The organism is Planktotalea sp. (assembly GCF_018607965.1).
Classification (GTDB): domain Bacteria; phylum Pseudomonadota; class Alphaproteobacteria; order Rhodobacterales; family Rhodobacteraceae; genus Planktotalea.
Genome location: NZ_JABBAM010000125.1, coordinates 1 through 22,812 on the forward strand (window position 1 = coordinate 1; position 22,812 = coordinate 22,812).

22 protein-coding genes and 1 pseudogene are annotated in these 22,812 nt (G+C 54.1%); 11 read left to right on the forward strand and 12 right to left on the reverse strand.

From position 1 onward, the window contains the following. Positions 1 to 62: 62 nt before the first annotated feature. Both QZ279_RS11635 and QZ279_RS11640 read left to right on the forward strand, forming a co-directional pair. On the forward strand, positions 63 to 1,157 hold the full coding sequence (locus QZ279_RS11635) for an alpha-hydroxy acid oxidase (protein WP_293451023.1): 1,095 nt from the start codon (positions 63 to 65) through the stop codon (positions 1,155 to 1,157). 88 nt (positions 1,158 to 1,245) lie between these two features. Further along, positions 1,246 to 1,773, forward strand: a complete 528-nt coding sequence (locus tag QZ279_RS11640) for a hypothetical protein (RefSeq protein ID WP_293451025.1) — start codon at positions 1,246 to 1,248, stop codon at positions 1,771 to 1,773. Here the strand turns inward: QZ279_RS11640 and QZ279_RS11645 are convergent. The 4 genes from QZ279_RS11645 to QZ279_RS11660 form a co-directional block, all read right to left on the reverse strand. Continuing rightward, positions 1,770 to 2,381 carry a GyrI-like domain-containing protein gene (locus QZ279_RS11645; protein WP_293451027.1) on the reverse strand — a complete coding sequence of 204 codons (612 nt, stop codon included), beginning with the start codon at positions 2,379 to 2,381 and terminating at the stop codon, positions 1,770 to 1,772. The two genes, QZ279_RS11640 and QZ279_RS11645, sit on opposite strands and share 4 nt — an antisense overlap. Before the next feature lie 160 nt (positions 2,382 to 2,541). After that, positions 2,542 to 3,657 carry a site-specific DNA-methyltransferase gene (locus QZ279_RS11650; protein ID WP_293451029.1) on the reverse strand — a complete coding sequence of 372 codons (1,116 nt, stop codon included), beginning with the start codon at positions 3,655 to 3,657 and terminating at the stop codon, positions 2,542 to 2,544. 100 nt (positions 3,658 to 3,757) lie between these two features. Beyond that, positions 3,758 to 4,384, reverse strand: coding sequence for a ribonuclease HII (locus QZ279_RS11655; RefSeq protein ID WP_293451031.1), 627 nt, complete (start codon positions 4,382 to 4,384; stop codon positions 3,758 to 3,760). A gap of 124 nt (positions 4,385 to 4,508) precedes the next feature. Beyond that, positions 4,509 to 4,919: a hypothetical protein gene (locus QZ279_RS11660; RefSeq protein ID WP_293451033.1), complete on the reverse strand. Its 411-nt coding sequence runs from the start codon at positions 4,917 to 4,919 to the stop codon at positions 4,509 to 4,511. A 169-nt stretch (positions 4,920 to 5,088) separates the two neighbouring features. On the opposite strand from QZ279_RS11660, the gene QZ279_RS11665 reads away from it, so the two are divergent. From QZ279_RS11665 to QZ279_RS11675, 3 genes are all read left to right on the forward strand, one after another. Beyond that, positions 5,089 to 5,328 carry a hypothetical protein gene (locus tag QZ279_RS11665; protein WP_293451035.1) on the forward strand — a complete coding sequence of 80 codons (240 nt, stop codon included), beginning with the start codon at positions 5,089 to 5,091 and terminating at the stop codon, positions 5,326 to 5,328. 8 nt (positions 5,329 to 5,336) lie between these two features. After that, the gene (locus QZ279_RS11670) at positions 5,337 to 6,047 is read left to right on the forward strand and encodes a hypothetical protein (RefSeq protein ID WP_293451037.1); all 711 of its coding nucleotides are present in this window, start codon (positions 5,337 to 5,339) and stop codon (positions 6,045 to 6,047) included. A gap of 144 nt (positions 6,048 to 6,191) precedes the next feature. Further along, entirely contained in the window at positions 6,192 to 6,635 is a 444-nt protein-coding gene (locus QZ279_RS11675; protein ID WP_293451040.1) for a hypothetical protein, read from the forward strand. On the opposite strand, the gene QZ279_RS11680 is transcribed toward QZ279_RS11675, so the two are convergent. After that, positions 6,604 to 7,743 carry an acyl-CoA dehydrogenase family protein gene (locus tag QZ279_RS11680; RefSeq protein ID WP_293451042.1) on the reverse strand — a complete coding sequence of 380 codons (1,140 nt, stop codon included), beginning with the start codon at positions 7,741 to 7,743 and terminating at the stop codon, positions 6,604 to 6,606. The two genes, QZ279_RS11675 and QZ279_RS11680, sit on opposite strands and share 32 nt — an antisense overlap. Further along, positions 7,740 to 8,930: an acetyl-CoA C-acyltransferase gene (locus tag QZ279_RS11685; protein WP_293451044.1), complete on the reverse strand. Its 1,191-nt coding sequence runs from the start codon at positions 8,928 to 8,930 to the stop codon at positions 7,740 to 7,742. Before QZ279_RS11685 ends, QZ279_RS11680 begins: the two co-directional genes overlap by 4 nt. Positions 8,931 to 9,020: 90 nt before the next feature. Between QZ279_RS11685 and QZ279_RS11690 the strand changes: the two genes are divergently transcribed. Together QZ279_RS11690 and QZ279_RS11695 are read left to right on the forward strand one after the other, a co-directional pair. After that, complete coding sequence (locus tag QZ279_RS11690; RefSeq protein WP_293451046.1) at positions 9,021 to 10,001, forward strand: AraC family transcriptional regulator; 981 nt, start codon at positions 9,021 to 9,023, stop codon at positions 9,999 to 10,001. A 79-nt stretch (positions 10,002 to 10,080) separates the two neighbouring features. After that, a complete protein-coding gene (locus tag QZ279_RS11695; protein ID WP_293451048.1) occupies positions 10,081 to 12,486 on the forward strand; it encodes an FAD-dependent oxidoreductase in 2,406 nt (801 codons plus the stop codon). A 4-nt stretch (positions 12,487 to 12,490) separates the two neighbouring features. Here the strand turns inward: QZ279_RS11695 and QZ279_RS11700 are convergent, their stop codons facing one another. The 4 genes from QZ279_RS11700 to QZ279_RS11715 form a co-directional block, all read right to left on the reverse strand. Beyond that, on the reverse strand, positions 12,491 to 13,270 hold the full coding sequence (locus QZ279_RS11700; protein WP_293451050.1) for an IclR family transcriptional regulator: 780 nt from the start codon (positions 13,268 to 13,270) through the stop codon (positions 12,491 to 12,493). Between the two features lie 6 nt (positions 13,271 to 13,276). Further along, positions 13,277 to 14,635, reverse strand: coding sequence for a TRAP transporter large permease (locus QZ279_RS11705; RefSeq protein ID WP_293451052.1), 1,359 nt, complete (start codon positions 14,633 to 14,635; stop codon positions 13,277 to 13,279). Beyond that, positions 14,635 to 15,480 carry a TRAP transporter small permease subunit gene (locus QZ279_RS11710; protein WP_293451054.1) on the reverse strand — a complete coding sequence of 282 codons (846 nt, stop codon included), beginning with the start codon at positions 15,478 to 15,480 and terminating at the stop codon, positions 14,635 to 14,637. Before QZ279_RS11710 ends, QZ279_RS11705 begins: the two co-directional genes overlap by 1 nt. A gap of 120 nt (positions 15,481 to 15,600) precedes the next feature. Then, positions 15,601 to 16,833: a TRAP transporter substrate-binding protein gene (locus tag QZ279_RS11715; RefSeq protein ID WP_293451056.1), complete on the reverse strand. Its 1,233-nt coding sequence runs from the start codon at positions 16,831 to 16,833 to the stop codon at positions 15,601 to 15,603. 112 nt (positions 16,834 to 16,945) lie between these two features. Here QZ279_RS11715 and QZ279_RS11720 point away from each other — a divergent pair, with 112 nt between their 5' ends. The 4 genes from QZ279_RS11720 (at position 16,946) to QZ279_RS11735 (ending at position 20,466) form a co-directional block, all read left to right on the forward strand. Then, on the forward strand, positions 16,946 to 18,538 hold the full coding sequence (locus QZ279_RS11720) for a choline dehydrogenase (protein ID WP_293451058.1): 1,593 nt from the start codon (positions 16,946 to 16,948) through the stop codon (positions 18,536 to 18,538). An 83-nt stretch (positions 18,539 to 18,621) separates the two neighbouring features. Further along, positions 18,622 to 19,017: a hypothetical protein gene (locus tag QZ279_RS11725; RefSeq protein ID WP_293451060.1), complete on the forward strand. Its 396-nt coding sequence runs from the start codon at positions 18,622 to 18,624 to the stop codon at positions 19,015 to 19,017. A gap of 78 nt (positions 19,018 to 19,095) precedes the next feature. Further along, positions 19,096 to 19,380, forward strand: a complete 285-nt coding sequence (locus QZ279_RS11730) for a hypothetical protein (protein WP_293451062.1) — start codon at positions 19,096 to 19,098, stop codon at positions 19,378 to 19,380. 3 nt (positions 19,381 to 19,383) lie between these two features. Continuing rightward, positions 19,384 to 20,466, forward strand: a complete 1,083-nt coding sequence (locus QZ279_RS11735; protein ID WP_293451064.1) for an alcohol dehydrogenase family protein — start codon at positions 19,384 to 19,386, stop codon at positions 20,464 to 20,466. 122 nt (positions 20,467 to 20,588) lie between these two features. On the opposite strand, the pseudogene QZ279_RS11740 reads toward QZ279_RS11735, so the two are convergent. Then, positions 20,589 to 21,692: pseudogene (locus tag QZ279_RS11740) on the reverse strand (alkane 1-monooxygenase). Further along, complete coding sequence (mutY, locus tag QZ279_RS11745; protein ID WP_293451066.1) at positions 21,689 to 22,780, reverse strand: A/G-specific adenine glycosylase; 1,092 nt, start codon at positions 22,778 to 22,780, stop codon at positions 21,689 to 21,691. Before mutY ends, QZ279_RS11740 begins: the two are co-directional and overlap by 4 nt. Between the last annotated feature and the right edge of the window lie 32 nt (positions 22,781 to 22,812).

Here is a 22,812-nt window from a genome sequence, read left to right on the forward strand (position 1 = left end):
CCTGTTATCACGCTTGATCCTGTTGTGATCCGTCATCGCTTCATGGAAGCGGTCAAAGCCTAATGACTTGGGCCGCCGCGCATATCCACTCTGCGAGTGATGCGCGGCGGCTTGCGAAACGCCGCCTGCCGTGGATGATTTTTGACTATATCGATGGGGCTGCTGGCGAAGAAACTGGTGCGAAACGCAATCGCGCGGCGATGGATGCGGCGACCTTGCGCCCGCGCATTCTGCGCGATGTGAGCGATCGCTCTCTTTCAACATCTTTATTCGGCAAATCGTCGCTGCGCCCCTTTGGCATTGCGCCGATGGGCATGTGTAATTTGTCTGGCCCCGGCGCTGACCTAATGTTGGCGCGGTTGGCGGCAAAGTTTCAGGTGCCCCATGGGGTATCGACTGTGGCCTCTACACCGATGGAAAAGATCATCGAAGTTGCCGAGGGTCATGCGTGGTTTCAGCTATATTTTAGCGGCGATGGCGTTGGGACATTCAAACTGGCCGAACGTGCGAAAGCGGCGGGATATGAGACGCTTGTTCTGACGGCTGACGTGCCAGAAGTCGGACGCCGTCCGCGTGAATTGCGTCATGGGTTCAAGATGCCGTTTCGCATTGGTCCCAAGCAGTTCATTGACTTTGCGTTGCACCCCCATTGGTCGCTGACGTCGCTGTTTGCGGGCAAACCGCAGATGGCGAATTTTGAGATGGATGGATATGAGTTTGATCGCACCGAAAGCCGTGCGGCTGCTGATTGGGATACGCTGAAACGTCTGCGCGATGCGTGGGACGGCAACCTTGTGGTGAAGGGCGTTCTGGATGTTGAGGACGCGGTTGCGCTGAAAGCGGCTGGTGTGGATGCTGTTCAAGTGTCGAGCCATGGTGCGCGCCAGTTAGAGAGCGCGCCATCGCCGTTCAGTTCGCTTCCTGCCATGCGCGCGGCCCTAGGGCCAGAATATCCGATCTTTTATGACAGTGGATTACGCTCTGGCGAAGACGTGCTGAAAGCGATGCACGCGGGGGCCAGCTATTCGTTCTTCGGGCGCTCCCTACAGTTTGCGATTGCGGCTGGGGGTGAAGCGGGACTTGCCAAAATGTGGGACGTTTGGAGCGATGAGCTAAGCATCGCGATGGCCCAAACGGGTATCGCAGAACTGGGCTAAACAAGTTGAGTTTCGGCCCTCTCGTGAAACCGTTGCTTTGGGAGTCACGCTCCCATAGGATTACCTAAAATCAATAGCGGAGCATTCATTGAAAATCGCATATATCCTTCTTTCTGGCATGGCACTTTCGGCTTGTGTGTCATCTGGTGGCCCACGCCAAGCTGTGACTGAAGTGACATTTTCTTCACAAAGTTCGAATGCTCTGTTCGGCTATGACGAAATGCTTGTTCAAGTCGTTGCACCACGCGATATGTCAAAAATCGTCTCGATCATTGAACCGCAAAGCGGTGCTGCGTGCCAGCTACAGGGCGAAAATTTCTCGGCAAGTTTTAGAACGCCGGGTAAAGTTTTGTTGCCTGACTATGGCAACCTGTCCAAGCCTGTGAAAGTGACCTGCACGTACCAAGGTATAGCACGTAGTGTTACAGCCAGCGCGTTTGATGCGACTGAGGTCCAAGCGGGACGTGATGTGGCTGGCGACAACCCTGGTTTGGGTGGCATGATCTTTGGCGCGCTCGCGGAACGAAGTGCGGCCAAGGATCGCAGAGGTCAGAACGATTGGACCTACCCAACGATTACAATCAACTACCAATTCATGGAAACGAGAGAGCGTTAAACTGACTTAACAGGTTGGCGCAGAACGGTTTTCAGCTTTTCAGGGGCGGTCCGGCGGGGATCGCTTAGGTAGATTTCGTGGTGATTGCTGTTCCAATCCAAACCCTGCGCGGGCATGTATTCGTTGTGTAAACGCGCGAGTGTTGGCCCTTCCTCGCTGAAGGGACCGATGTGTAAGATTTGAACGCTTTTGCCTTCTGTGAAAGCCTCAAGCCGCAATGTGGCTGGAGGTGAACCCAGCTTCGTTGCTGCCGTCTCAAGCGCCTGAGCATACATGTCGTTCGTGATCCAATCGGGCACCATTATCATCAAGGTCCAAAGCCATTCGTCCCTACGATCGTCGGTGTAGGCCGTCATGTCGTTTGCCCACCAAAGCCCCTCCAAAGGTGGCACAACATAGTCCTGTTCTAGCGTAATTTTTGACATGAATTTCAAGCCATAGCTGATGGGATATAGCCAACCACAGGCGTCGGTATAGGCTTGGTTACCGGGCGGCCCTGCACCGTCGACTTTGATGAAATTTATCGTGGGAACGTTCACCACGACAAAATCCTTGGCGGATGGAGCGTAAAGCGGTTTGAGCGTTTTCTTGAAATCGATTTTGGTCATTTGTTTTCTCCGCTGGCCCTTGGATTAGACGGCCAAAGCGACGGATCAGTCAATGCAGACAACCAAAAAGCCCTCGCCCTGTAAACAAGGCGAGGTTAGTAGGTGCTGTGAAGTCAGGACACAGGCACCGGCGGTGTTCTTTGAAACTTGGGGGTCGCGTCTAGATAGGCTTTTCGGCCATCTCTGAACGGATCTGCTGGCGCAGCACGTCGATTGGCACAGTCTTGCCATCGCGCTTAAAGCTCCAGTAGGTCCAGCCATTACAGCTTGGTGCGCCTTCAAGGGCGGCACCGACCTGGTGGATTGATCCTTTGACATCATCGCCAATCAAAGTGCCATCGGCGCGCACTTTGGCCTTATGGCGGTTGTTCATGGAATAGAGGTTCTCACCTGGGCGTAGCATGCCGCGTTCAACCAGTTGGCCGAAGGGAACACGCGGTTCAGCGCGCTTGGATGTAGAAACACGCAGCGCTTCGCGATCAAACTTGCGAACCGCTTTGATGCGCTTTTCAGCAACCTTGCGGTAGGCTTCTTCGCGTTCGATACCAATGTATTCACGACCTAGCATTTTCGCGACCGCACCTGTGGTGCCAGTTCCGAAGAAGGGATCAAGAACGACGTCGCCCGGGTTGGTTGAGCCAACAATAATGCGGTGCAACAGGCTTTCAGGTTTCTGTGTCGGGTGTGCTTTGTCGCCGTGCTCATCCTTCAGACGTTCGTGGCCTGTGCAAATCGGAAGCACCCAGTCAGAGCGCATTTGAATGCCCTCGTTCAAGGATTTCAGTGCTTCGTAGTTGAACGTGTACTTCGCACCCTCGGATTTGGAGGCCCAGATCATGGTTTCATGTGCGTTGGTAAAACGCTTGCCACGGAAGTTTGGCATTGGGTTGGACTTGCGCCAAACCACATCGTTCAGGATCCAGTAGCCTTCGTTTTGCAACGCAGACCCCACCCGAAAGATGTTGTGATATGAGCCGATTACCCAAATAGCACCATTGGGTTTGAGTAATCGGCGCGCCGCTTTGAGCCAGCCTTGGGTAAACTTGTCATAAACGGCAAACGAGGAAAATTGGTCCCAATGATCATCAACCGCATCAACGCGGGAGTTGTCGGGGCGGTGCAGATCACCTTTGAGCTGCAGGTTATAGGGGGGGTCGGCAAAAATCAGATCAACTGAGTTTTCTGGCAAGCTGTTCATCACGTCGATGCAGTCGCCAGATTGAATCGTGTTTAGGGGCAGCGTGGCCGGAGCCTGCACCTTGGGTTTTACTGTCATAACTTGCCTCATATACCGGCGCTTTTGCGCTCTGTGGATGAGTACCAATGTGAGTCAAACCTGATTCGGGGTCAATTTCTTTTTTTAAACAATAGGTTAGTTATTTTTCTTGATACAACATGTTGTGTACGGGTTTGAACGAACGTCTATGGTGTGGGGTTACCCCCAGTTTTTGCAGTGCGGCTTTGTGGCTTTTGGACGGATAACCTGCGTTCGTCTCCCAGCCATATCCGGGGTAGTGTTGCGCCAAATCCCACATGACATAATCTCGACAGATTTTGGCCACAATTGAGGCAGCCGAAATCGAAACAGAACGTGCGTCCCCCTTCACAATTGCCTCGGATGAGCCCGTCAAACCGCGTGGAATCATATTTCCATCTATCAACAGGTGATCGGGGCGCTGTTTTAGACCAGCCACCGCGCGCTCCATCGCCAAATGCGAGGCGCGCAGGATGTTTATCTCGTCAATTTCTTCGACAGTGGCATGCGCAATGCAGACATCTGCACAGAGCAGCAGTTCGTCGTGCAAGGCTTGGCGCTTTTTCGCAGTCAGTTTTTTACTATCATTCAGCCCCTCGGGGATGTGCGCCGGATCAAGGATAACTGCGGCAGCGGTTACAGGTCCCGCTAGGGGGCCGCGTCCTACCTCATCGACGCCTGCAACCAAATGCAGCCCGCGCATCTGTGCGGCATGTTCAAAGGAATAATCGGGGCCAAGCAAAGTCATCGCGTTTTGTTCCCTATAGGAGACGTGTTGCCCCTCCATAGAAAAAGCGCGCAGTCATGTCCAACTGCGCGCTTTCCCGTATGTGCGATGCCCGGAGTGGGGCATCGCGGCTGCTCAAGCTTGGTTAGTGACGGCCGCGGTGGTGACGTCGGCCATGTGGGTGCTTGTGACCGTGGCCATTACCGTGACGGTGCCATTCGTTTGCGCGACGATTGTTATGACCGTTATTGCTGAACTGGCGGTGGGTGTTGTGCCCGCGATGCGCACGCTGTTGTTTGTGACTGCGCTGGGGTTGCACATATTTCTTTTGTGGATGTGAGTTCTTTTTGAAGCCGCCATTGTTGTCAATCGCTTTACCAATGATCGCGAGGGCAACGACGCCGGCAATGGCCGCAGCAAGGGGATCAACGGTGTTCTGGTTGCGGTGATGAACCTGTGGCGCGCGGCGGTATTCACCGGCTTGAGCCATAGTGGAAGAGATGCCTGTAATTGTGAGAGCGGCAGCAATGATAGTTGAGATAAACGTGCGGTGCATGTTTTGATCCTGACTTGGTTGGTGTCCCCCAGTGATTGGCGAACTTGATGGGATCAATCTGGGGTCACCCCCTGTTGGCAGGCAATATCAACGCGTTGTTATCCAATAACGCTGGCGCACATGACCATTGTTATTGAAAAACATCGCGCTTGAGGGCATCTAGAGTGGCATGAAACATCACATTACATATCTCGCCGCTGCCGCGTTTCTGGTTGTCTTTTCTAGTGCCGCCGCTGCCGATTGTACTGCGGTCTATAAGGCCAAGCAGGACAACCCTTTGCGTCTTGAGCACAGTTCGATGACGGTCTCTGGACCGTGTTCTGTATCTGCTGCGACGTCCAAGGTTCAAGCTGCGCTTGCCTCAAGGGGCTGGACTTTGCTTAAGGTTTTGTCAGTCTCTGAAAATTAAGTGGGAAAATGACAGTGCAAGACGAGACAGCCACAGCAGCGGACGCGCGCAGAACAGGTAACAGGATCGTCGTCATTGGGTTGGCGGCGATTGTTGGCATTCTATTTGTAGCGGCTGTTATTCTGTTCGCGAACCTACCTGATGCGAACGCGTTTAACTTGCGGGTTGAGCAGATATTCATCGAGAATGATGATCTGACGAGCCAGTCCGAGATCAAACTGCTTGAGATCCTTGCACAGTCCGGGACGTCGTTTTCTGAAACCTTGGCATCCTATCGCTTTGTGATTTTCGTGTTGCTGATCTTTGCAACTTCCTTGCTGATTGCTGCGGTCGTATTCCTTGTCATGTTGATCGTGTTGAACCGCCGTATGGCGCAGATCGAGCGGTCGGGGATTCAAGTGTCTTCGCTGTTGATCTCGCGCGAAGAGAAGACGGTTTATTTGAATAACATGGGGTTCAAATTGACCGATGCGGCGATGGAGACATTGTCGGTTTTGGCAGAGGCCCGCATGGATGATGATGTGATGACGGGTGCCGAGATTGAGGGCGTGATTTCTGGACGCAGTTCTGTGGATTGCGAAGAGGCCGCGGGGGCCACGCGGATCAAGCGTTTACGTGATGGTTTGGGCAATCAGATGGTCAGTGAGTTGTTGGTGAAGAATATCGCCCGCAAGGGGTATATGCTGGCGATTGATAAAGATGTGATCAAGGTTCTTTAGTGTTTTCGAATCGCTTGCGCGATCCGATCGGCTGGGGGTTTCACCCCCAGACCCCCGAGGATATTTTTAAAAGGTGAAGAGGTAATCTGGGTTTTTAGTTGCGAATGACTCGCAATTTTAGTGGAGCGATCCCATATAGTGCGTATGGATAGACGAACCTTTAATACTAGCCTCATCGGTGGCGCATTTGCTGCTGCCCTTCCTTTACCTAGCATTGCGGCGGCTGTGAAGCCTGCGACGGGTCCGTTATACGCGTGGGCCGTGGCGATTGCGCGTGCGCAGAACCGTGCGTCGCCTGCTTTGTTGGCGCAGCAACTTCACATATCCCAGGCGGCGGCCTCAGAGCTGTATGCGAGTATGATTGCCAATGGTGTTATTCGTGCGCCCTTGTTTGGGGGAATGGCGCGGGCTGCGCAGCCATTGTTCAAAAGTGGTCAGTTGGCGGGTGTTGAGGCCAAACTGGGAAAATCTGCGAGTTCCAAGCTAAAGGACATGAAGCGCGCGTTTGATAAGGTGGTTGAAGAGGATGCGCCCAAAATGTGGACGCATCCGAGGATCAAGCGACCTGATCTAGGTTTCGCGCGATGACGAGGCGTTGCACATCGCTGGTGCCCTCGTAGATTTGGCAGATGCGCACGTCGCGGTAGATGCGTTCGACGGGGTAATCCGAGAGGTAGCCATAGCCGCCGTGGGTTTGGATTGCGTCGGAGCAGACTTTTTCGGCAATTTCAGAGGCGAAGAGTTTGGCCATGGATGCCTCATTCAGGCACGGGATGCCTGCTTCTTTTAGGGACGCCGCGTGCAGCACCATTTGGCGGGCGGCTTCGACTTGGGTCGCCATATCCGCAAGACGGAAACCGACGGCTTGGTGATTGGTGATTGGGGTGCCGAATGCTGTGCGCTCAGCTGCGTAATCGCGAGCGACTTTCAAAGCGGAACGCGCCATGCCGACGGCTTGGGCTGCGATGCCGATGCGTCCACCCTCCAAGTTGGCGAGCGCGATTTTATATCCCTGACCCTCTTCGCCGAGCAGGTTTTCGGCGGGTACGCGCATGTCTGTGAAAGCAAGTTGGCATGTGTCGGTGCAGTTCAAACCTAGCTTGTCTTCAACGCGTACGACTTCGTAGCCGGGCGTGTCCGTTTCGACGATGAAGGCGCTGATGCCACGTTTGCCAGCGGCTTTGTCGGTGACCGCGAAGATGATGATCATTTGGCCGTTCTTGCCGGAGGTGATGAACTGCTTTGCGCCGCTTAGGACATAGTGATTGCCGTCGCGCACTGCGGTGGTTTTCAGGTTGGATGCGTCTGAACCTGCTTGGGGTTCGGTCAACGCGAAACCGCCGATCCATTCGCCGCTTGCCAGTTTGGGAAGGTATTTCTGTTTCTGCGCTTCGGTTCCGTATTTCAGGATCGGCACACAGCCGACCGAACTATGCACAGAGAGGATCGTCGAGACAGGTCCGTCGCCGGCTGCGATTTCCTCTAGCGCCAATGCGTAAGCGATGGCACCCGTGTCAGAGCCGCCGTATTCATTAGGGACCAGCATACCCATAAGGCCGAGTTCGCCCATTTGGTTCAGTTCGGCGCGTGGGAATTCGCAGGATTTGTCGCGCTCGGCGGCTTTGGGCCAAAGCACCTCTTGGGCAAACTGGCGGGTCATGTCGCGGATGGCTTCTTGGGTTTCGTCTAAGATCATTGCATCATCTCCAATGCGACTGCTGTTGCTTCGCCGCCGCCTATACAGACCGAGGCGATGCCGCGTTTCATATCACGTGCTTGTAGTGCGCCTATGAGGGTTACCATTATGCGTGCGGCTGAAGCGCCAATGGGGTGGCCTAGGGCGCATGCGCCGCCGTGGACGTTCACCTTGTCGTGGGGCAGGCCGAGCGCGTGCATTGCGGCCATGGGAACGACGGCGAAGGCTTCGTTAATTTCGAACAGGTCCACGTCTTTGAGCGCCCAGCCCGTTTTCTCGGATAGCTTGTTCAGCGATCCGATGGGGGCCGTGGGGAACAGGCCCGGTTTGTCGCCGTAACTTGTGTGCGCGACCATGCGGGCGAGGGGGGTTAACCCGCGTTTTTCCGCCTCAGAAGCGCGCATCATTACCATTGCGGCGGCGCCATCAGAGATAGAGGACGAGTTGGCCGCCGTCACCGTGCCGTCCTTACGAAACGCGGGACGTAGGTTGCGAATCTTGTCGCGCTTGGCCTTGGCGGGCTGTTCGTCGGTTGTGACTAGACTGTCTTCGCGACGGTTCTGCACGGTGACGGGCGTGACCTCACCGTTAAAGTGACCGCCGTCAATTGCCGCGACTGCGCGGTCCAAAGAGGCGATGGCGTAGTCGTCCTGTGCCTCGCGCGTGAACTGATATGTTTCGGCGCAATCCTCAGCAAAAGTGCCCATCAGGCGACCCTTGTCGTAGGCGTCCTCTAGCCCGTCAAAGAACATGTGGTCCTTCATTTCCGCGTGGCCCATGCGCAGACCTGCGCGCGCTTTGGGAAGCAGGTAGGGTGCGTTGGACATGCTTTCCATGCCGCCCGCGACGACCACGTTAGCAGAGCCTGCGTAGAGCATATCGTGCGCATACATCGTGGCCTTCATGCCAGAGCCACACATCTTGTTCAGCGTTGTGCAGGTCGCGCTAAGGGGGAGGCCCGCGCCCAAGGCGGCTTGGCGTGCGGGAGCTTGGCCTTGGCCAGCGCTGAGCACGTTGCCGAATGCGACTTCCTCGATAGCGTCGGGTGCAAGGCCCGCACGTTCGACAGCAGCCTTGATCGCGGCTGCGCCGAGCGTGGCGGCGGATGTGTTCGCGAAATCGCCCTCGAACCCGCCCATGGGGGTGCGTGCGATGGAAACGATAACGATGGGGTCAGTGGTGGACATGAGTATGCTCCCTTGTGTTGATCTTAGGCTAGACCAAAGGTGACTGGCAAACTATGCTGAAAGCCGTCAACTATTGTGATCTATTTTACCATGTCTGAAACATTTATCTCGAATGCCTTTGTCAGCGAAGCGCTGGATTGTGCGCGTCGTGGGGGCGTTGATATTTCGCGCCTACTGGAGACAGCGCAGATTGATGCGCCTGGGGGTGGGCAGGTTGCTGGCGATGCATTTGGTCGGCTGTGGCTGGGAATTGCAGAGGCGATGAACGACGAGTTTTTTGGCAATGCAGCGCGGCCTATGCGACCGGGTAGTTTCGCGCTGATGGGTCACGCAGTGCGTAGCGCGCCGACGGTTGAGGTCGCTTTGCGCCGTGCCTTGCGGTTTCTGAGGGTGGCGATTGATGAGCCGTATGGGACGCTAAGTGTGAGTGCTGGCAAAGCGCAGATTACGTTGCATGATACCCAAACGGATCGCAGCGCGTTTGCGTATCGCACGTTCTGGGTGATCTTGCATGGGCTGACCTGTTGGTTGGCGCGCGCGCGTATCCCTTTGCATGCGCTGGATTTTACCTGCCAAGAACCACGTCATGTGGGCGACTATCACCAGTTCTTTGGTGCGCCTGTGACGTTTAAAGCAAAGCAAGGCGCGCTGTCATTTGATGCGCGCTATTTGCGCCGTCCTGTGGATCGAAGTGAAGCGGCGCTGAAGCGGTTTTTGCGTGCCTCGCCGGGTATTTTTCTGACGGGGTATAAGTATGATGAGGGGGCGTTGGGTGCAGTTATGGACCTGCTGAAAGCGCGTGATCCTTTGGAGTGGCCAGCGTTCCCCGCGCTTGCGAAAGAGCTGGGAATGAGCACGCCGACTTTGCGACGACAGCTTGCGCAGCAAGGGCATAGCTATCGCGGTTTGAAATCTGATTTGCGGCGGGACCGTGCGCAAGGTTTGTTGCGGGACACTAGGTTATCTGTTGCGGACATTTCGCATTACCTTGGGTACGCTGAACCCAGTGCCTTTTTCCGTGCGTTCAAAGGATGGACGGATCAAACGCCAGATGCGTGGAGGCAGATTTAGCGACACATCTTGTCGCTTTTAGACCAGAGCATCGCGGCATGGCCTTAGAACCTGTTCCGCAGCGCGTGGGAGAATTGCTATGAAATTGCATTACAGAGTGGTCGTTATTGGTGGGGGCGTTGTTGGCACCTCGGTTCTATATCACTTGGCCAAAATGGGTTGGTCGGATGTGTGTTTGATCGAACGCTCTGTTCTGACGGCGGGGTCTTCGTGGCATGCGGCGGGCGGTATTCATGCGCTGAATGCAGACCCTAACATTGCGCAATTGCAGGCCTACACGATTGATCTTTTGAGTGAGATTGAAGAGGAAAGTGGGCAGAACATTGGGCTGCACATGACGGGTGGTCTGACGATGGCGGGTACGCCAGATCGTTGGGAATGGCTGCAATCAGCGTATCGTACGTTCCAATCTATCGGGATTGAAGATTGTCGTTTGGTCAGCGTGGAAGAGGCGGTCGAATTGAATCCGATCATGTCGGGTGAGGGATTGCTTGGCGGCATGTGGGCGGATCGTGAGGGGTATGTTGATACCACGGGCACGGTTCACGCCTATGCGGGCGCGGCCAAGAAACGCGGGGCTGAGGTGATTGAGCATAACCGTGTTCTAGAGTTGAACCAAACGTTAGAAGGCTGGGAGGTTGTGACCGAGAAGGGTACGATTTCTTGCGAGCATGTGGTCAACGCTGCGGGTCTTTGGGCCAAGCAAGTAGGGCGAATGGCGGGCATTGAATTGCCTGTGTCGCCATTGAACCATCACTACCTTGTGTCTGACACGATCCCGAAATTGGCAGAGCTTGATTTCGAAGTACCTATGACGGTGGATCTCGAGGGCTTTACCTACATGCGCCAAGATCAGAAGGGTTTGTTGTTGGGGATTTACGAGGTCGATCACCAACATTGGATGATGGACGGCGCGCCTTGGGAGTACGGGTTCGAGCTGCAAAAGGAAGACACGGATCGCATTGAAAAAGAGCTGATCATGGGGTTTGAACGCTATCCTGATTTGCAGAATGTGGGTGTGAAGACGTGGGTGAACGGTGCGTTCACGTTCTCGCCCGATGGGAACCCTTTGGTGGGGCCTGTTCCGGGGAAACGCGGATATTGGACGGCTTGCGCTGTCATGGCGGGTTTCTTGCAAGGTGGCGGTGTGGGCAAATCGCTTGCCGAATGGATCATCAACGGTGAACCAGAAGCGGACGTTTACGGCATGGACGTCTCGCGTTATGGCGTTTGGGCAGAGAACAAACAGTACATCAAGGAAACGACGGGTCAGTTCTATACGCGCCGTTTCGTGATGACCTATCCGAACGAGCAATTGCCAGCGGGTCGCCCTTTGAAAATGGCACCTGCCTATAGTGATATGACCGAGGCGGGATGCCAGTGGGGGCAAAGCTGGGACCTTGAGGTGCCGCTGTATTTCGGTGGCAAAGGGTTCGAGGAAACGCCATCGCTGAAGCGGTCGAACGCGTTTGGTATCGTCGCAGCAGAGTGCAAAGCGGTGCGTGAAAACGTGGGTCTGCTCGATATCTCGGGCTTTTCGCGGTTCGAGGTGTCGGGCGAGGGGACAGAGGCGTGGTTGAACACGATTTTTGCGACGAAACTGCCCAAAGTGGGTCGTTCGCGTCTGGCTGTTGCGCTGGGCGAGGATGGTCGTTTGAAGGGTGATTTGACGTTGTTCAACTGGGGCGATGGGACGTATTGGATCATGGGTAGCTATTATCTGCGCCGTTGGCACATGCGTTGGTTTGATGACCACATGGGCGCGGATGTGCAGGTGCGTGATTTGGGCGATGAGATGTGTGGTTTTTCGCTGTCAGGTCCGAACGCACGTAGAGTGATTGAAAAGCTGTCTGATGGTCCTGTGGGTGAACTCTCCTTCATGGGTTGTGGCGAATTCGATATCGGGATGCTGCGCTGTAAGGTTGGGCGCATGTCGGTGACGGGTGAGTTGGGATATGAAATCCATTGCTGCATGGGTGATCACATTACACTGCGCAAAACGCTGCTGGAGGCGGGTGCTGATATCGGGATCAAAGAGATCGGTTTCAACGCGATGATGAGTTTGCGGTTGGAGAAATCTTATGGGGTTTGGTCTGCTGAGTTTACCCAAGGCTATACGCCCGCGATGACGGCGATGGACCGTTGGATTGATTTCGACAAGCAGGATTTCGTGGGTCGTGATGCAGCGATTGCAGAGCGTGATGGCAATGGGCCTGCGCAGGTTCAGGTGACGCTGGCCGTGGACGCACAGGGTGCCGATGCAAGCGGATACGAACCGATCTGGCAGAACGGTAAGAAGGTCGGTTTCGTGACCTCTGGCGGATACGGCCACACGTTGGGCAAATCCTATGCAATGGGTTTGGTTGATGTTGGGAGTGCGTCTGAGGGAACGGATTTAAGTGTGCATATCGTCAGTGTTGAACGGGCTGCAAAAGTCATTGCGCCCTCGCCCTACGATCCAAAAGGCAAAGCGATGCGTATGTGACGCTTTAGCTTCCGTGCAGCTCTGACAGTCTTTCAGCGGCGGCTTTAAGAACAGGCAAAAATTGCAGTAGATCAGGGACGGAATGGCGTTGATCGGGTGCATGAACAGAAAGTGTAGCGATCAAGCGGCCTGTACTGTCGTTCACGGGAACGGCCAAGGCGGTCATGCCAGACATGAATTCCTGATCGTCTTGGGAATAGCCGCGTTCGCGCGTGTCAGAGAGTTCTTTGCGAAGGGCAGTTGGCGTGGTGATCGTTTGTTCAGTGAGGGGGTTCAAGGGCATGGAACTAAGAACCGCCTCTAACGTGCGTTCGCGCAGCGTGGAGAGGTACATCTTGCCGCTGGCTGTGCAGTGGAACGGTACTTGTGTGCCGATGGGCAGCTGAATGCGTAGGGGCCATTTGGTTTCGACGCGATCCAGATAGGTCATGCCTTCGCGATCTGGCGTGGCAAGATTGCAGGTTTCACCGATCTCTTCTGCGACGGCCTTAAGGATCGCAAGACGACCCGTGCGCAGGCGCTCGGAGGACATTGTGTGTACCGCAATTTGGCGCAGGCGTGGACCGGGGCCGTAGGAACGACCGTCCAGATCACGCTGTAAAAACCCCTTCGCCTCTGCAGTTTGCAAAAGGCGATGGATTGTTGGTTTGGGAAGTCCCAAAGCGTCTGCAAGCTGCATCGGCTTGAGGGGGATTCCGGCCTTTGCGATCTCTTCGACCAATAGCAAGAGGCGCAGGTTCGTGGGAATCTGCGTCTCTTGTTCGGATTTGAGGTCGTCGGGCATTAACGGTTACCTGTTTGGCACGAGGAAGAGCGCTAGTTCTGGGATCAAAGCGACCATGATCCAAACAGTGATCAGCGCCACTAGGTACATCGTTGAATACCGCAGAAGCCTGAAATACGGAACCCCCGTCACACCAGATGCGACATAGAGGTTCAAACCGTAGGGGGGCGTAATAAAGCCAATGGAGGCACCCACAAGGAAGATCACCGCGAAGTGGACGGGATCAACCCCAACACTTGCCGCGATAGGCGCCAAGATTGGTGCCAGAATGATCGTCACAGGCAGGGATTCCAGAACCATGCCAGCCACGAAAACAATCGCCATCGCTGTGAACAGAATGGGATAGTATCCACCCATACTGGTGACGAAACCACCGATGACTTCTTGGGCGCCAAGCAGCGATAGAATTTGTTGCATCACAACAGAAACTGCAATTAGCGGTGCCAAGATACCCGAGATCTGTGCAGAGCGCACAACAACCGATGGGATGTCTTTGAGGCGGAAGCCCTCGACAACGAACATCGAACTGATAGAGCGATCCGCGATCGGTGTGTCGGCATCTGTGCCCATCAGTTTGTTCAACGGATAGCTGGTCAAAGCAACGATGATACCAAAGCCAACTGTCACACCAGCCGCTTCTGTGGGTGAGAATTTACCTGTGTAAATCCCCCACAGAACCAGACCAATCGCGAAGAAGCCGAGCCATGCGCCAATTGCTGTTTTCAAAACACGCTTGAACGACAGAGCGATCAAGATGCCCCAGCCGTTGATAGAGCAAACGATGAAGCACGTTGCCATCATGGCGAAGACCATCAACGAACCGGGGACGATACCCGCGATGAAGAGTTCCGAGATCGGAAGGTTCATCAAGAAGCCATAAACGATGAAGATGATCGACGGTGGGATAATGATACCCACGGTTCCGCCCGCCGCAGCAGTCGCTGCCGAGAAGCGTTCGTCATATCCGCCTTTGACCATTTCAGGGTGAAGCATCGAACCGATGGTGGCCGTTGTTGCAGAGTTCGATCCAGAGATCGCCGCGAACAATCCGCATGCGCCGATGGCTGCCATTGCCAAACCACCACGGATCCAGCCAAGGCAGGAATACGCAAAGTCTGACAATCGTTTGGCGATCCCTGATTTGTTGATCAGGTCACCCGTCAGAATGAACAGTGGCATGGCAAGCAATGCAAACCCGTCTTTGAAGACGTTCAGCAGTTCGCCGCCCGTGTTGTCGAGTGTCAAATCGATGACGAAACTACAGCCGACGACCCAATAGAAGATCACCAGCAAAACAGGTGTTCCCATCATGAACAGGAACGTGCAGGCCAGCGAAATAATCGTAATCCAAGTTGAATCAACCATTATACATCCCCTCCGATAACAGCTTGTTTGATCAGGGGTTCGCCTGATTTGTGTTTGGCGAAGTCTTCAACCACGTTTTCAAGGGCGCGCGTGGCGAGCAACATGAAACATACGGGCATGGTCACGACGAACCACCAGCGCATGATGTCATCTGTGCCAAGCACGATGGCGAAGTTGTCATAGGTGTTGACCGTGCCGCGCGACATGGTTGTCACGAGAATGATGCAGAAGATCAGCCACAGAACGTTGTCGAACGTCAGCCAGAAGAGCTGGCCTTTAGGGCCGAGCTTGGTGCGGAATTCAGAAAAGCCAAGGTGCGTGCGCAGGCGAATGTTAAACGTTGCGCCGAACCAAGCCATGATCATAAAGAGCAGGGGTGGAATGGTCGTTGACCACGGCACCTGCACGGAAAAGACAAAGCGCTGGATCACGCCAATAAAGATGATCGCGGCCATGATGATGTAGCAATAAATCACGATCGTGCGTTCGGGTGTGCGTTCGAACAGGATCAGGATGATCGGGCCAAAGACGACAAGAAGGGCCAGTGTGCCCGCAGTCAATGTAAGAAGAAGGTCGTTTATGCCCGGTAAGAATGCAGCAAGCATTCCAAGCAGCAACAAAACAGAGATGATCGGGTGCGTGATCTTTGTGACTGAATACCCAAGGCGTTCCTCAAGGCGTTCAGCAAAGCGTTCGCGATAATAGAACAAGATCGCACCGATGAGTGTCAGGGGTCCGAAAACGAACCAAGCGGCTTCGGAACGATAGGCCTGAACAACTTTGAAATTGATATCGCCACTCAGCGTCGCGCTGACGATTGTGACCATGTCTGACCAGATAGACATCTGGCACCCTCCCCTATGAATTACGTGATCCCACTATGCCGCATTTATGCGGTCTGGGAATAAAAAAGCCGGCCCAAAACTCTTTGGACCGGCTCGTTTTTACTTAAAGCCAGTAAAGACTTATGCTTTCCACCAGCGACGTGGCTCAACGTTCTCAGGAAGCGTATCTTCGTCAATCTCACGAGAGATGTTGTAGATATCCTGGTACGTGTCCTGACCGCCGGACCATCCGTTAAGACGCTCGCGCCACTCTTCCCACAGCTGTGGTTGGAACTCAGGTGAGCACATCTCTTCCGCTTTACGCTTCTCTTCCTTGGAGAGGAACGCGTTACGCACGTTGTTCTTCGCGAAGATTGTGTCTGGAAGGATTGGGTCAGAAACACCAACTGTTTTAACCAGCGCAGCTTCGTTCGCTGCCTGAACGTGTGTCTGTGCCCAGTAAGAGCTTTCCATGACAACGTCCTGCAACTCGCCGGACAGACCGTCAAAGACGCCTGCGTTCATCGCTGTGTGCTCTGTACCGCAGAAGAAGTCGAGATATACAGACTGAGACACAACAGGTGCCATGTTCGCGTAAGCAACCGCTGAAGACCATGTCTCCGCACCGTCGATAAGGCCAGTCTTAAGCGCGTCGAGTGTTTCTTCCCACGCAACTGGAACTGGGTTCAGGTTCATCGCAGTCATGGCGATACGGCCAAGCTGTGTACCTGTTACACGGTTCTTTGTGCCAGCAAGCTGCTCAACAGATGTGACTGTCTCTTTGTCTTCCCACTTCAAACCCAACTGGATGCCGCGAAGTTCAGCATGTGAGAACAAGAATTTCAGACCATGACGCTTTTCATATGGATCACGCAGAAGGCGTTGTGAATCTGGGTGATAAAGGAAGTGATACTGGTCTGCGCGATTACGGAACTGGTATGCATAGTCCAAAACGTTGAGGTATGGCGCACCACCCGCAGAGTTCTGTGTAGACGCCGCGTAGATATCTACGATGCCCTGCTGACATTTCTCAACGCAAGAAACCTGACCACAGATCTGGTTGTCGCCGATGAACTCAACACGAATCTCACCGTCGGAGCGTGATTCGAGGTCACGAGCGAATTCCAAAGCGCCAGCGCGCTCGATCAGAAGGTTGCGTGCGTTAAAGCCAGCCGCACCAAACTTAAGCGTGTGCTTAGGCTCTTTTGCGAAGCGCTTTTCATATGTGGATTCTGCTGCGGAAGCCAAGTTTGCAAGGCTCATCGCGCCGCCGAAGGCACCTGCAGCCATAAGCGTCGAGCTCATGCCGTACTGACCGGCGACCTTAAACAGGTCCCGACGTGTTAGGTGATTGATTTTGTTACTTGTGCTCATAGCTATCTCCCGGTTTGCTAATTAATGAGACGTTTTGTTTCAAAAAAAGGCTAGCTTACAAATTGTATTCTGCATAGAGTTTTTTTTGACATTGGACGAAAAGGGGCACGTCGTGGAGGCAGATTATATCATTGTGGGGGCTGGTTCTGCTGGCTGTGTTCTCGCAAACCGCCTTAGTGCAGACCCAAAGAATCGTGTCATTTTGCTGGAAGCGGGGGGCAAGGATAGTAATCCGTGGATTCACATTCCGGTTGGATATTTCAAAACGATTCATAATCCGAAAGTGGACTGGTGCTATAAAACTGAACCAGAAGCTGGCTTGAACGGGCGCTCTATTGAATGGCCGCGCGGCAAGGTGTTGGGGGGCTCTTCTTCGCTGAACGGCCTTCTCTATGTGCGTGGACAGCCGCAAGATTATGATCGTTGGCGCCAAATGGGCAATGTGGGCTGGGCATGGGAAGATGTGCTGCCGCTCTTTAAGCGCTCAGAGAATAATGAACGCGGCGCGAATGAGTTTCACAATGACAGTGGCGAGTTGTCGGTGTCCAACATGCGGATTCAACGCCCTATTACAGATGCATGGATCGAGGCCGCGGAGGCCGCTGGTTACACGTTTAACCCGGATTACAACGGTGCAGATCAAGAGGGCGTCAGTTTCTTCCAACTGACGGCTAAGAACGGTTTGCGCTGTTCTTCTGCCGCTGCGTTCCTGCGCCCTGCGAAATCGCGTGCGAACCTGACAATCATCACACACGCCCAAGCGCAAAACATTGTGATCGAGGGCAAGCGCGCGACGGGCGTGCGTTACAAGGACCGCGCTGGGACTATCCAAACTGTCAACGCGGCCAAAGAGATTGTGATCTCGGGGGGCGCGATCAATTCGCCTCAACTGTTGATGCTGTCTGGCATTGGTGATCCTGAGCAACTGGCAGAGCATGGCATCGAAGTCGTTGCCGATCTCAAAGGTGTTGGCAAAAATATGCAGGACCATCTGCAAGCGCGCCTTGTCTATAAATGCAACGAACCGACGTTGAACAATGAGGTGGGTTCGCTCTTTGGTCAGGCTAAGATCGGTCTGAAATATATTACAACGCGCTCTGGCCCGATGGCTATGGCAGCCAGTCTTGCGACGGGATTCTTGAAAACGCGCGATGATCTGGAAACACCCGACATTCAGTTCCACGTACAACCCTTGTCAGCCGAAAACCCCGGCAAAGGTGCAGATAAATTCGCGGCATTCACTATGTCCGTTTGCCAGTTGCGCCCCGAATCCAAGGGTGAAATCAAACTTGCTAGCGCTGATCCAATGGCCTACCCCAAGATCCACGCCAACTACCTTGCGACTGAGACCGATTGCAGAACTGCTGTCGCAGGTGTGAACATCGCGCGCACGATTGCGCGTCAAGAACCCTTGGCTGCGAAAATCTCCGAAGAATTCCGGCCCCATGCGTCGCTTGATATCGATAACTATGACGAAACGCTGGATTGGGTGCGGGGCAACACCGCCTCTATTTATCACCCGACGGGCACCTGCAAAATGGGCCACGATGCGATGTCTGTCGTTGATGACAAGCTGCGTGTGCATGGCATCGCGGGACTGCGGGTTGCGGATTGTTCGATCATGCCAGAGATCGTCAGTGGCAACACCAATGCCCCAGCGATCATGATCGGCGAAAAAGCAAGTGATCTGATCCTCAACGGCTAACCCTTGCGTGTGACTGTTGCTTGGCTCAAGTAACGCGCAAATCCAATGCCGTGTGAGAGAGCCGTAGTATGATTGCCAGCCTAATGATGTACGCCCGTCCTGAACTTGCGGGCGCGAATGCACGCTTTTGGGCGCTGATCCGTGAAGAATTGCGCGTAGTTGGTATCGACAGCCCTGAACACCTGTCCAACGACGCGAATGCGTTCGATGTTTGGGAAAGCCCCAATCTGGTCGTCAGCCAAACCTGTGGGATGCCGTACCGTATTTGGCTAAAGGACAAGGTTAATTTGGTCGGCACCCCTGACTACGGCATGCAAGATTGTCCCGCTGGTTACTTTCGTAGCCCTTTGGTCGTGCGCGTCGATTATCCGTGCGTCGCTTTGGATGATTTCAAAGATGCACGCCTGGCTTACAATTCAACACATTCACAGTCTGGCTTTGCTTCTGTTCATGCGCATTCTGCCGCAAAGGGCTTTTGATTCGAAAACCTGCTCGCAACAGGTTCTCACAATATCTCTGCCGCCGCTGTCGCGGATGGGCGCGCTGACATTGCCGCATTGGATGGAGTCACTTGGGGCCTGATCCAACGGTTTGAACCCTTCGCTGACAAACTTCGTGTTTTAGAGTGGACCACACCGACACCCGCACTGCCCCTGATAACATCGAAATCTCAGGACCCAGATCCGATCTTCATAGCTGTCTCAAAGGCAATCGATGCGCTGGCACCTGATGATAAAACGGCCATCGGCATCAAATCCCTTATCAAGATACCAAAAGACGCCTACCTTGGCGTTCCCAATCCACCGCTAACCTATTTGCGCCACCCCAATGAAAGAGCCTGAATCATGACCCACCCTAAAACAATGCGCGCAATGGTAACGATGGGGCATGGCGGTCTTGATCAAATCGAGTTGCATGAAAACTGGCAGACGCCGGAACCACGAGCGGACGAAGTCTTGGTCAAAGTGGGTGCATGCGGGCTGAACAACACAGACGTAAACACGCGCGTTGGCTGGTATTCAAAAGCGGTGACTGCAGCGACCTCTGACGAGGGCTATGAAACAGTTAATGAGGATGACCCGTCGTGGGGCGGCGCGCCGATCACCTTCCCCCGCATACAAGGCGCGGATGCATGTGGCACGATCATCGCAGTTGGCAAAGGCGTTGATCCCAAGCGCATTGGTGAACGCGTGATCAAGGACAACTGGCTGCGTGATCCTAGCGATCTGACAGACATCAATAAAACAGGTTACTTCGGGTCCGAACGCAATGGCGGCTTTGCTGAATACACCACCATGCCTTCGCGCAACGCACTTGCCGTCAATTCTAAACTTACAGATGTGGAACTCGCGACCTTCTCATGCTCTTATTCTACGGCAGAGGGCATGCTCACACGTGCCAATGTTACGGATAAAGACACAGTTCTCGTTCCAGGTGCATCTGGTGGCGTTGGCGGTGCTCTCGTGCAACTCGCCAAAGGTCGCGGCGCACATGTCATCGCGATGGCGTCCGAGGCGAAACACAAAGACGTGGCAGCGCTTGGCCCTGACCTTATCATCGCGCGTGCGCCAACCAATCTTCGTAAAACGCTTGGCACAGAGAAAATCACAGTTGTTGCAGATATCGTTGGTGGCCCGTACTGGCCCACGCTCATCGACATCATCGAACGCGGTGGTCGTTATACATGTTCAGGCGCAATTGCGGGTCCTATGGTCGAGCTCGACCTGCGCACATTCTACCTGCGCGATCTAACGTTCACGGGTTCAACGGTCATCGCCCCCGAAGTCATGCCAAACCTGATCCAATACATCGAAAAGGGTGCGATTAAACCAGCCCTTGCAGCGACCTATCCACTTGCTCAACTCCGCGAGGCCCAAACGGCCTTCGTTGAAAAGAAGCACACAGGAAATATTGTCGTCACGCCTTGATCTCTTCTCCTTTGCGAAAATATCCCGGGGAATTGGCCAAAGGCCAAGGGGGCAGCGCCCCCGCTACAGCGACGCGCAAGCGGCGCAAAACCCTAACGTGGTAACGGATTGCTAGCCTTATTTTACGCGCGCCAATCGGTGATTTCGGGGTAATACATATCACGCCAACGCGGCACACGTGGATTCATGATGCGCTTCCAAAGACGCGGGTACAGTGCGGCCATAGTTATGGCAGGATACCCACAAGGAAGCTGCGGCGCGTCTGCTTCAGCATAATTCTGTAACAACGCAAATCGACGGTCAGGCTTGTAGTGATGATCCGAATAACGCTGCAAATTGATCAATACCCAATTTGAGGCTTTTTGCGCTGCATTCCATGAATGGCGCGGCTGCACATGCTCGTACTTCCCATCGCCAAGATGCTTGCGCGTTAGACCATAGTGCTCAACGTAATTGACCAATTCTAATTGCCATATCGCGACAAAGGATTGGAACATAAACAAGGCAAGACCAGACCACCCGCCTAAGACCAAGGCGAGTATCAAAAATGCCGCCTGTAGTCCTCAATATTGAAAGAAAGGATTGGAAAGATCGGTCCAGGGCAAATCCTTGCGCGCAAGCATTGCTTTTTCTGCACTGAATGCGGAATGCCAGCTTTCGCGCAAAACACGGGGAAAGAATCGATGGAAACCTTCGTTATAGCGCGCTGTAACAGTGTCACGTGGCGTCGCAACATAGCGGTGATGCACCAACAAATGTTCTGAGCGAAAATGTGAATACAAAACCATGGCAAGCAGAATATCACCCAACTGTCGTTCGTGTTTGTTCTTTTGATGCATTAACTCGTGTGAATAATTGATCCCAATCGTTCCGGTCGCAGTACCGACACTGAAGAACAGGCCGATCTTTTCCCACGTTCCAAGATGTTCGGCTTGGCCGACGTAATAAATCAGTCCAAAGACTGTTAGAAATTGAACGGGGACCCAAAGGTTGGTGACAAGCGTGTACCAAGTGAGTTGAGCATTGTCCGTCTCGACATCGACGTTCTCAAGATTAAGCCCGGTCACAAGGTCGAGCGCCGTGAACAAATACCACGTCAGTACGGGGATGATCAGAACCCACCATCCACCCGCGAACGCAGCGAGCCAGATTGCAGGGATCAGTAAGAAAGACACCCAGAATGGCAAGGCTGCTTGAAATTTTGCGGCAGTCTCGGACGATATCATTTGGGTTTACTCCTCGCGGATATCTTTGATATTATTTTAGAGCCGCCAGTCGATAAATCAAAGACTTTGCGCATCACGGTAGGCAGATCGGATGGGCGAAAGTCTTCCAATTCCACGAAATCACCAACTTTTGAGGCACGATCCATTGGAACAAGAGCGGTCTTCACAACCAAACGCAAATGAAAATGCGTGAACGTGTGGCGCGCTTCTTCGTTCAGGGTTTTCCACTCGGCCTTGATCGGTTCGGCTTGGCTTGGATCACCCCCTATCCATTCACTGTTAGGCCACCCGAGCATCCCGCCAAGTAGTCCTTTTTCAGGACGGGTTTCCAAAAGATACGCGCCATCCACGCGGCGCGCGACATAGGCAATTCCGCGACGAACGGGTTTGGGTTTCTTTGGCGTCTTTTTGGGAAGTTCAAGATGCGTTCCTGCCTGTCGTGCCAAGCAAGGCGCGCGCCACGGGCAAATCCCACACGCGGGGTTCTTGGGCGTGCAGATCGTTGCACCAAGGTCCATTACAGCTTGCGCGTAATCACCAGGGCGCGCGATTGGTGTCAAAGCCTCGGCAACCGTCATCAATTCAGGTTTAGCCGCAGGCAGTGGCGTGTGGATATCATAGAGCCGCGACATCACGCGTTCGACGTTTCCATCCAGAACTGTCTCTGGCAGATCATAGGCAATCGAAGAAATTGCGGCGGCGGTGTAGGGGCCGATGCCGGGTAGTTCCAAAAGACCGTCGCGCGTTGTCGGGAAGATGCCGTCGTGTTCATCCGCAACCGCGCGTGCACATTTCAGCAGGTTGCGCGCACGGGCATAATACCCAAGGCCAGCCCATTCGCCCATGACATCTGCGTCTTTGGCAGCAGCCAGATCAGTGACAGTGGGCCAGCGCGCCGTGAAGCGTAGGAAGTATTCTTTAACCGCTGCGACAGTGGTTTGTTGCAACATCACTTCGCTCATCCAGATGCGATAAGGATCAGGCAGCACGCCAGCGCGACGATCCGCAGGACTGACGCGCCACGGCATGGGGCGCGCGTTGCGATCATACCACTCCAGAATAGCTAAGGGATCGACGGCATCACGCAATGTTTATACATCCATTTGTTCGGTTTTGCTGG

Excerpts from the sequence above, each read along its gene's own strand:
- QZ279_RS11635 (WP_293451023.1), top strand. The coding sequence starts at position 63 with ATGACTTGGGCCGCCGCGCATATCCACTCTGCGAGTGATGCGCGGCGG.
- QZ279_RS11645 (WP_293451027.1), bottom strand. The coding sequence starts at position 2,381 with ATGACCAAAATCGATTTCAAGAAAACGCTCAAACCGCTTTACGCTCCA.
- QZ279_RS11650 (WP_293451029.1), bottom strand. The coding sequence starts at position 3,657 with ATGACAGTAAAACCCAAGGTGCAGGCTCCGGCCACGCTGCCCCTAAAC.
- QZ279_RS11655 (WP_293451031.1), bottom strand. The coding sequence starts at position 4,384 with ATGACTTTGCTTGGCCCCGATTATTCCTTTGAACATGCCGCACAGATG.
- QZ279_RS11660 (WP_293451033.1), bottom strand. The coding sequence starts at position 4,919 with ATGCACCGCACGTTTATCTCAACTATCATTGCTGCCGCTCTCACAATT.
- QZ279_RS11665 (WP_293451035.1), top strand. The coding sequence starts at position 5,089 with ATGAAACATCACATTACATATCTCGCCGCTGCCGCGTTTCTGGTTGTC.
- QZ279_RS11670 (WP_293451037.1), top strand. The coding sequence starts at position 5,337 with ATGACAGTGCAAGACGAGACAGCCACAGCAGCGGACGCGCGCAGAACA.
- QZ279_RS11675 (WP_293451040.1), top strand. The coding sequence starts at position 6,192 with ATGGATAGACGAACCTTTAATACTAGCCTCATCGGTGGCGCATTTGCT.
- QZ279_RS11680 (WP_293451042.1), bottom strand. The coding sequence starts at position 7,743 with ATGATCTTAGACGAAACCCAAGAAGCCATCCGCGACATGACCCGCCAG.
- QZ279_RS11685 (WP_293451044.1), bottom strand. The coding sequence starts at position 8,930 with ATGTCCACCACTGACCCCATCGTTATCGTTTCCATCGCACGCACCCCC.
- QZ279_RS11690 (WP_293451046.1), top strand. The coding sequence starts at position 9,021 with ATGTCTGAAACATTTATCTCGAATGCCTTTGTCAGCGAAGCGCTGGAT.
- QZ279_RS11695 (WP_293451048.1), top strand. The coding sequence starts at position 10,081 with ATGAAATTGCATTACAGAGTGGTCGTTATTGGTGGGGGCGTTGTTGGC.
- QZ279_RS11700 (WP_293451050.1), bottom strand. The coding sequence starts at position 13,270 with ATGCCCGACGACCTCAAATCCGAACAAGAGACGCAGATTCCCACGAAC.
- QZ279_RS11705 (WP_293451052.1), bottom strand. The coding sequence starts at position 14,635 with ATGGTTGATTCAACTTGGATTACGATTATTTCGCTGGCCTGCACGTTC.
- QZ279_RS11710 (WP_293451054.1), bottom strand. The coding sequence starts at position 15,480 with ATGTCTATCTGGTCAGACATGGTCACAATCGTCAGCGCGACGCTGAGT.
- QZ279_RS11715 (WP_293451056.1), bottom strand. The coding sequence starts at position 16,833 with ATGAGCACAAGTAACAAAATCAATCACCTAACACGTCGGGACCTGTTT.
- QZ279_RS11725 (WP_293451060.1), top strand. The coding sequence starts at position 18,622 with ATGATGTACGCCCGTCCTGAACTTGCGGGCGCGAATGCACGCTTTTGG.
- QZ279_RS11735 (WP_293451064.1), top strand. The coding sequence starts at position 19,384 with ATGACCCACCCTAAAACAATGCGCGCAATGGTAACGATGGGGCATGGC.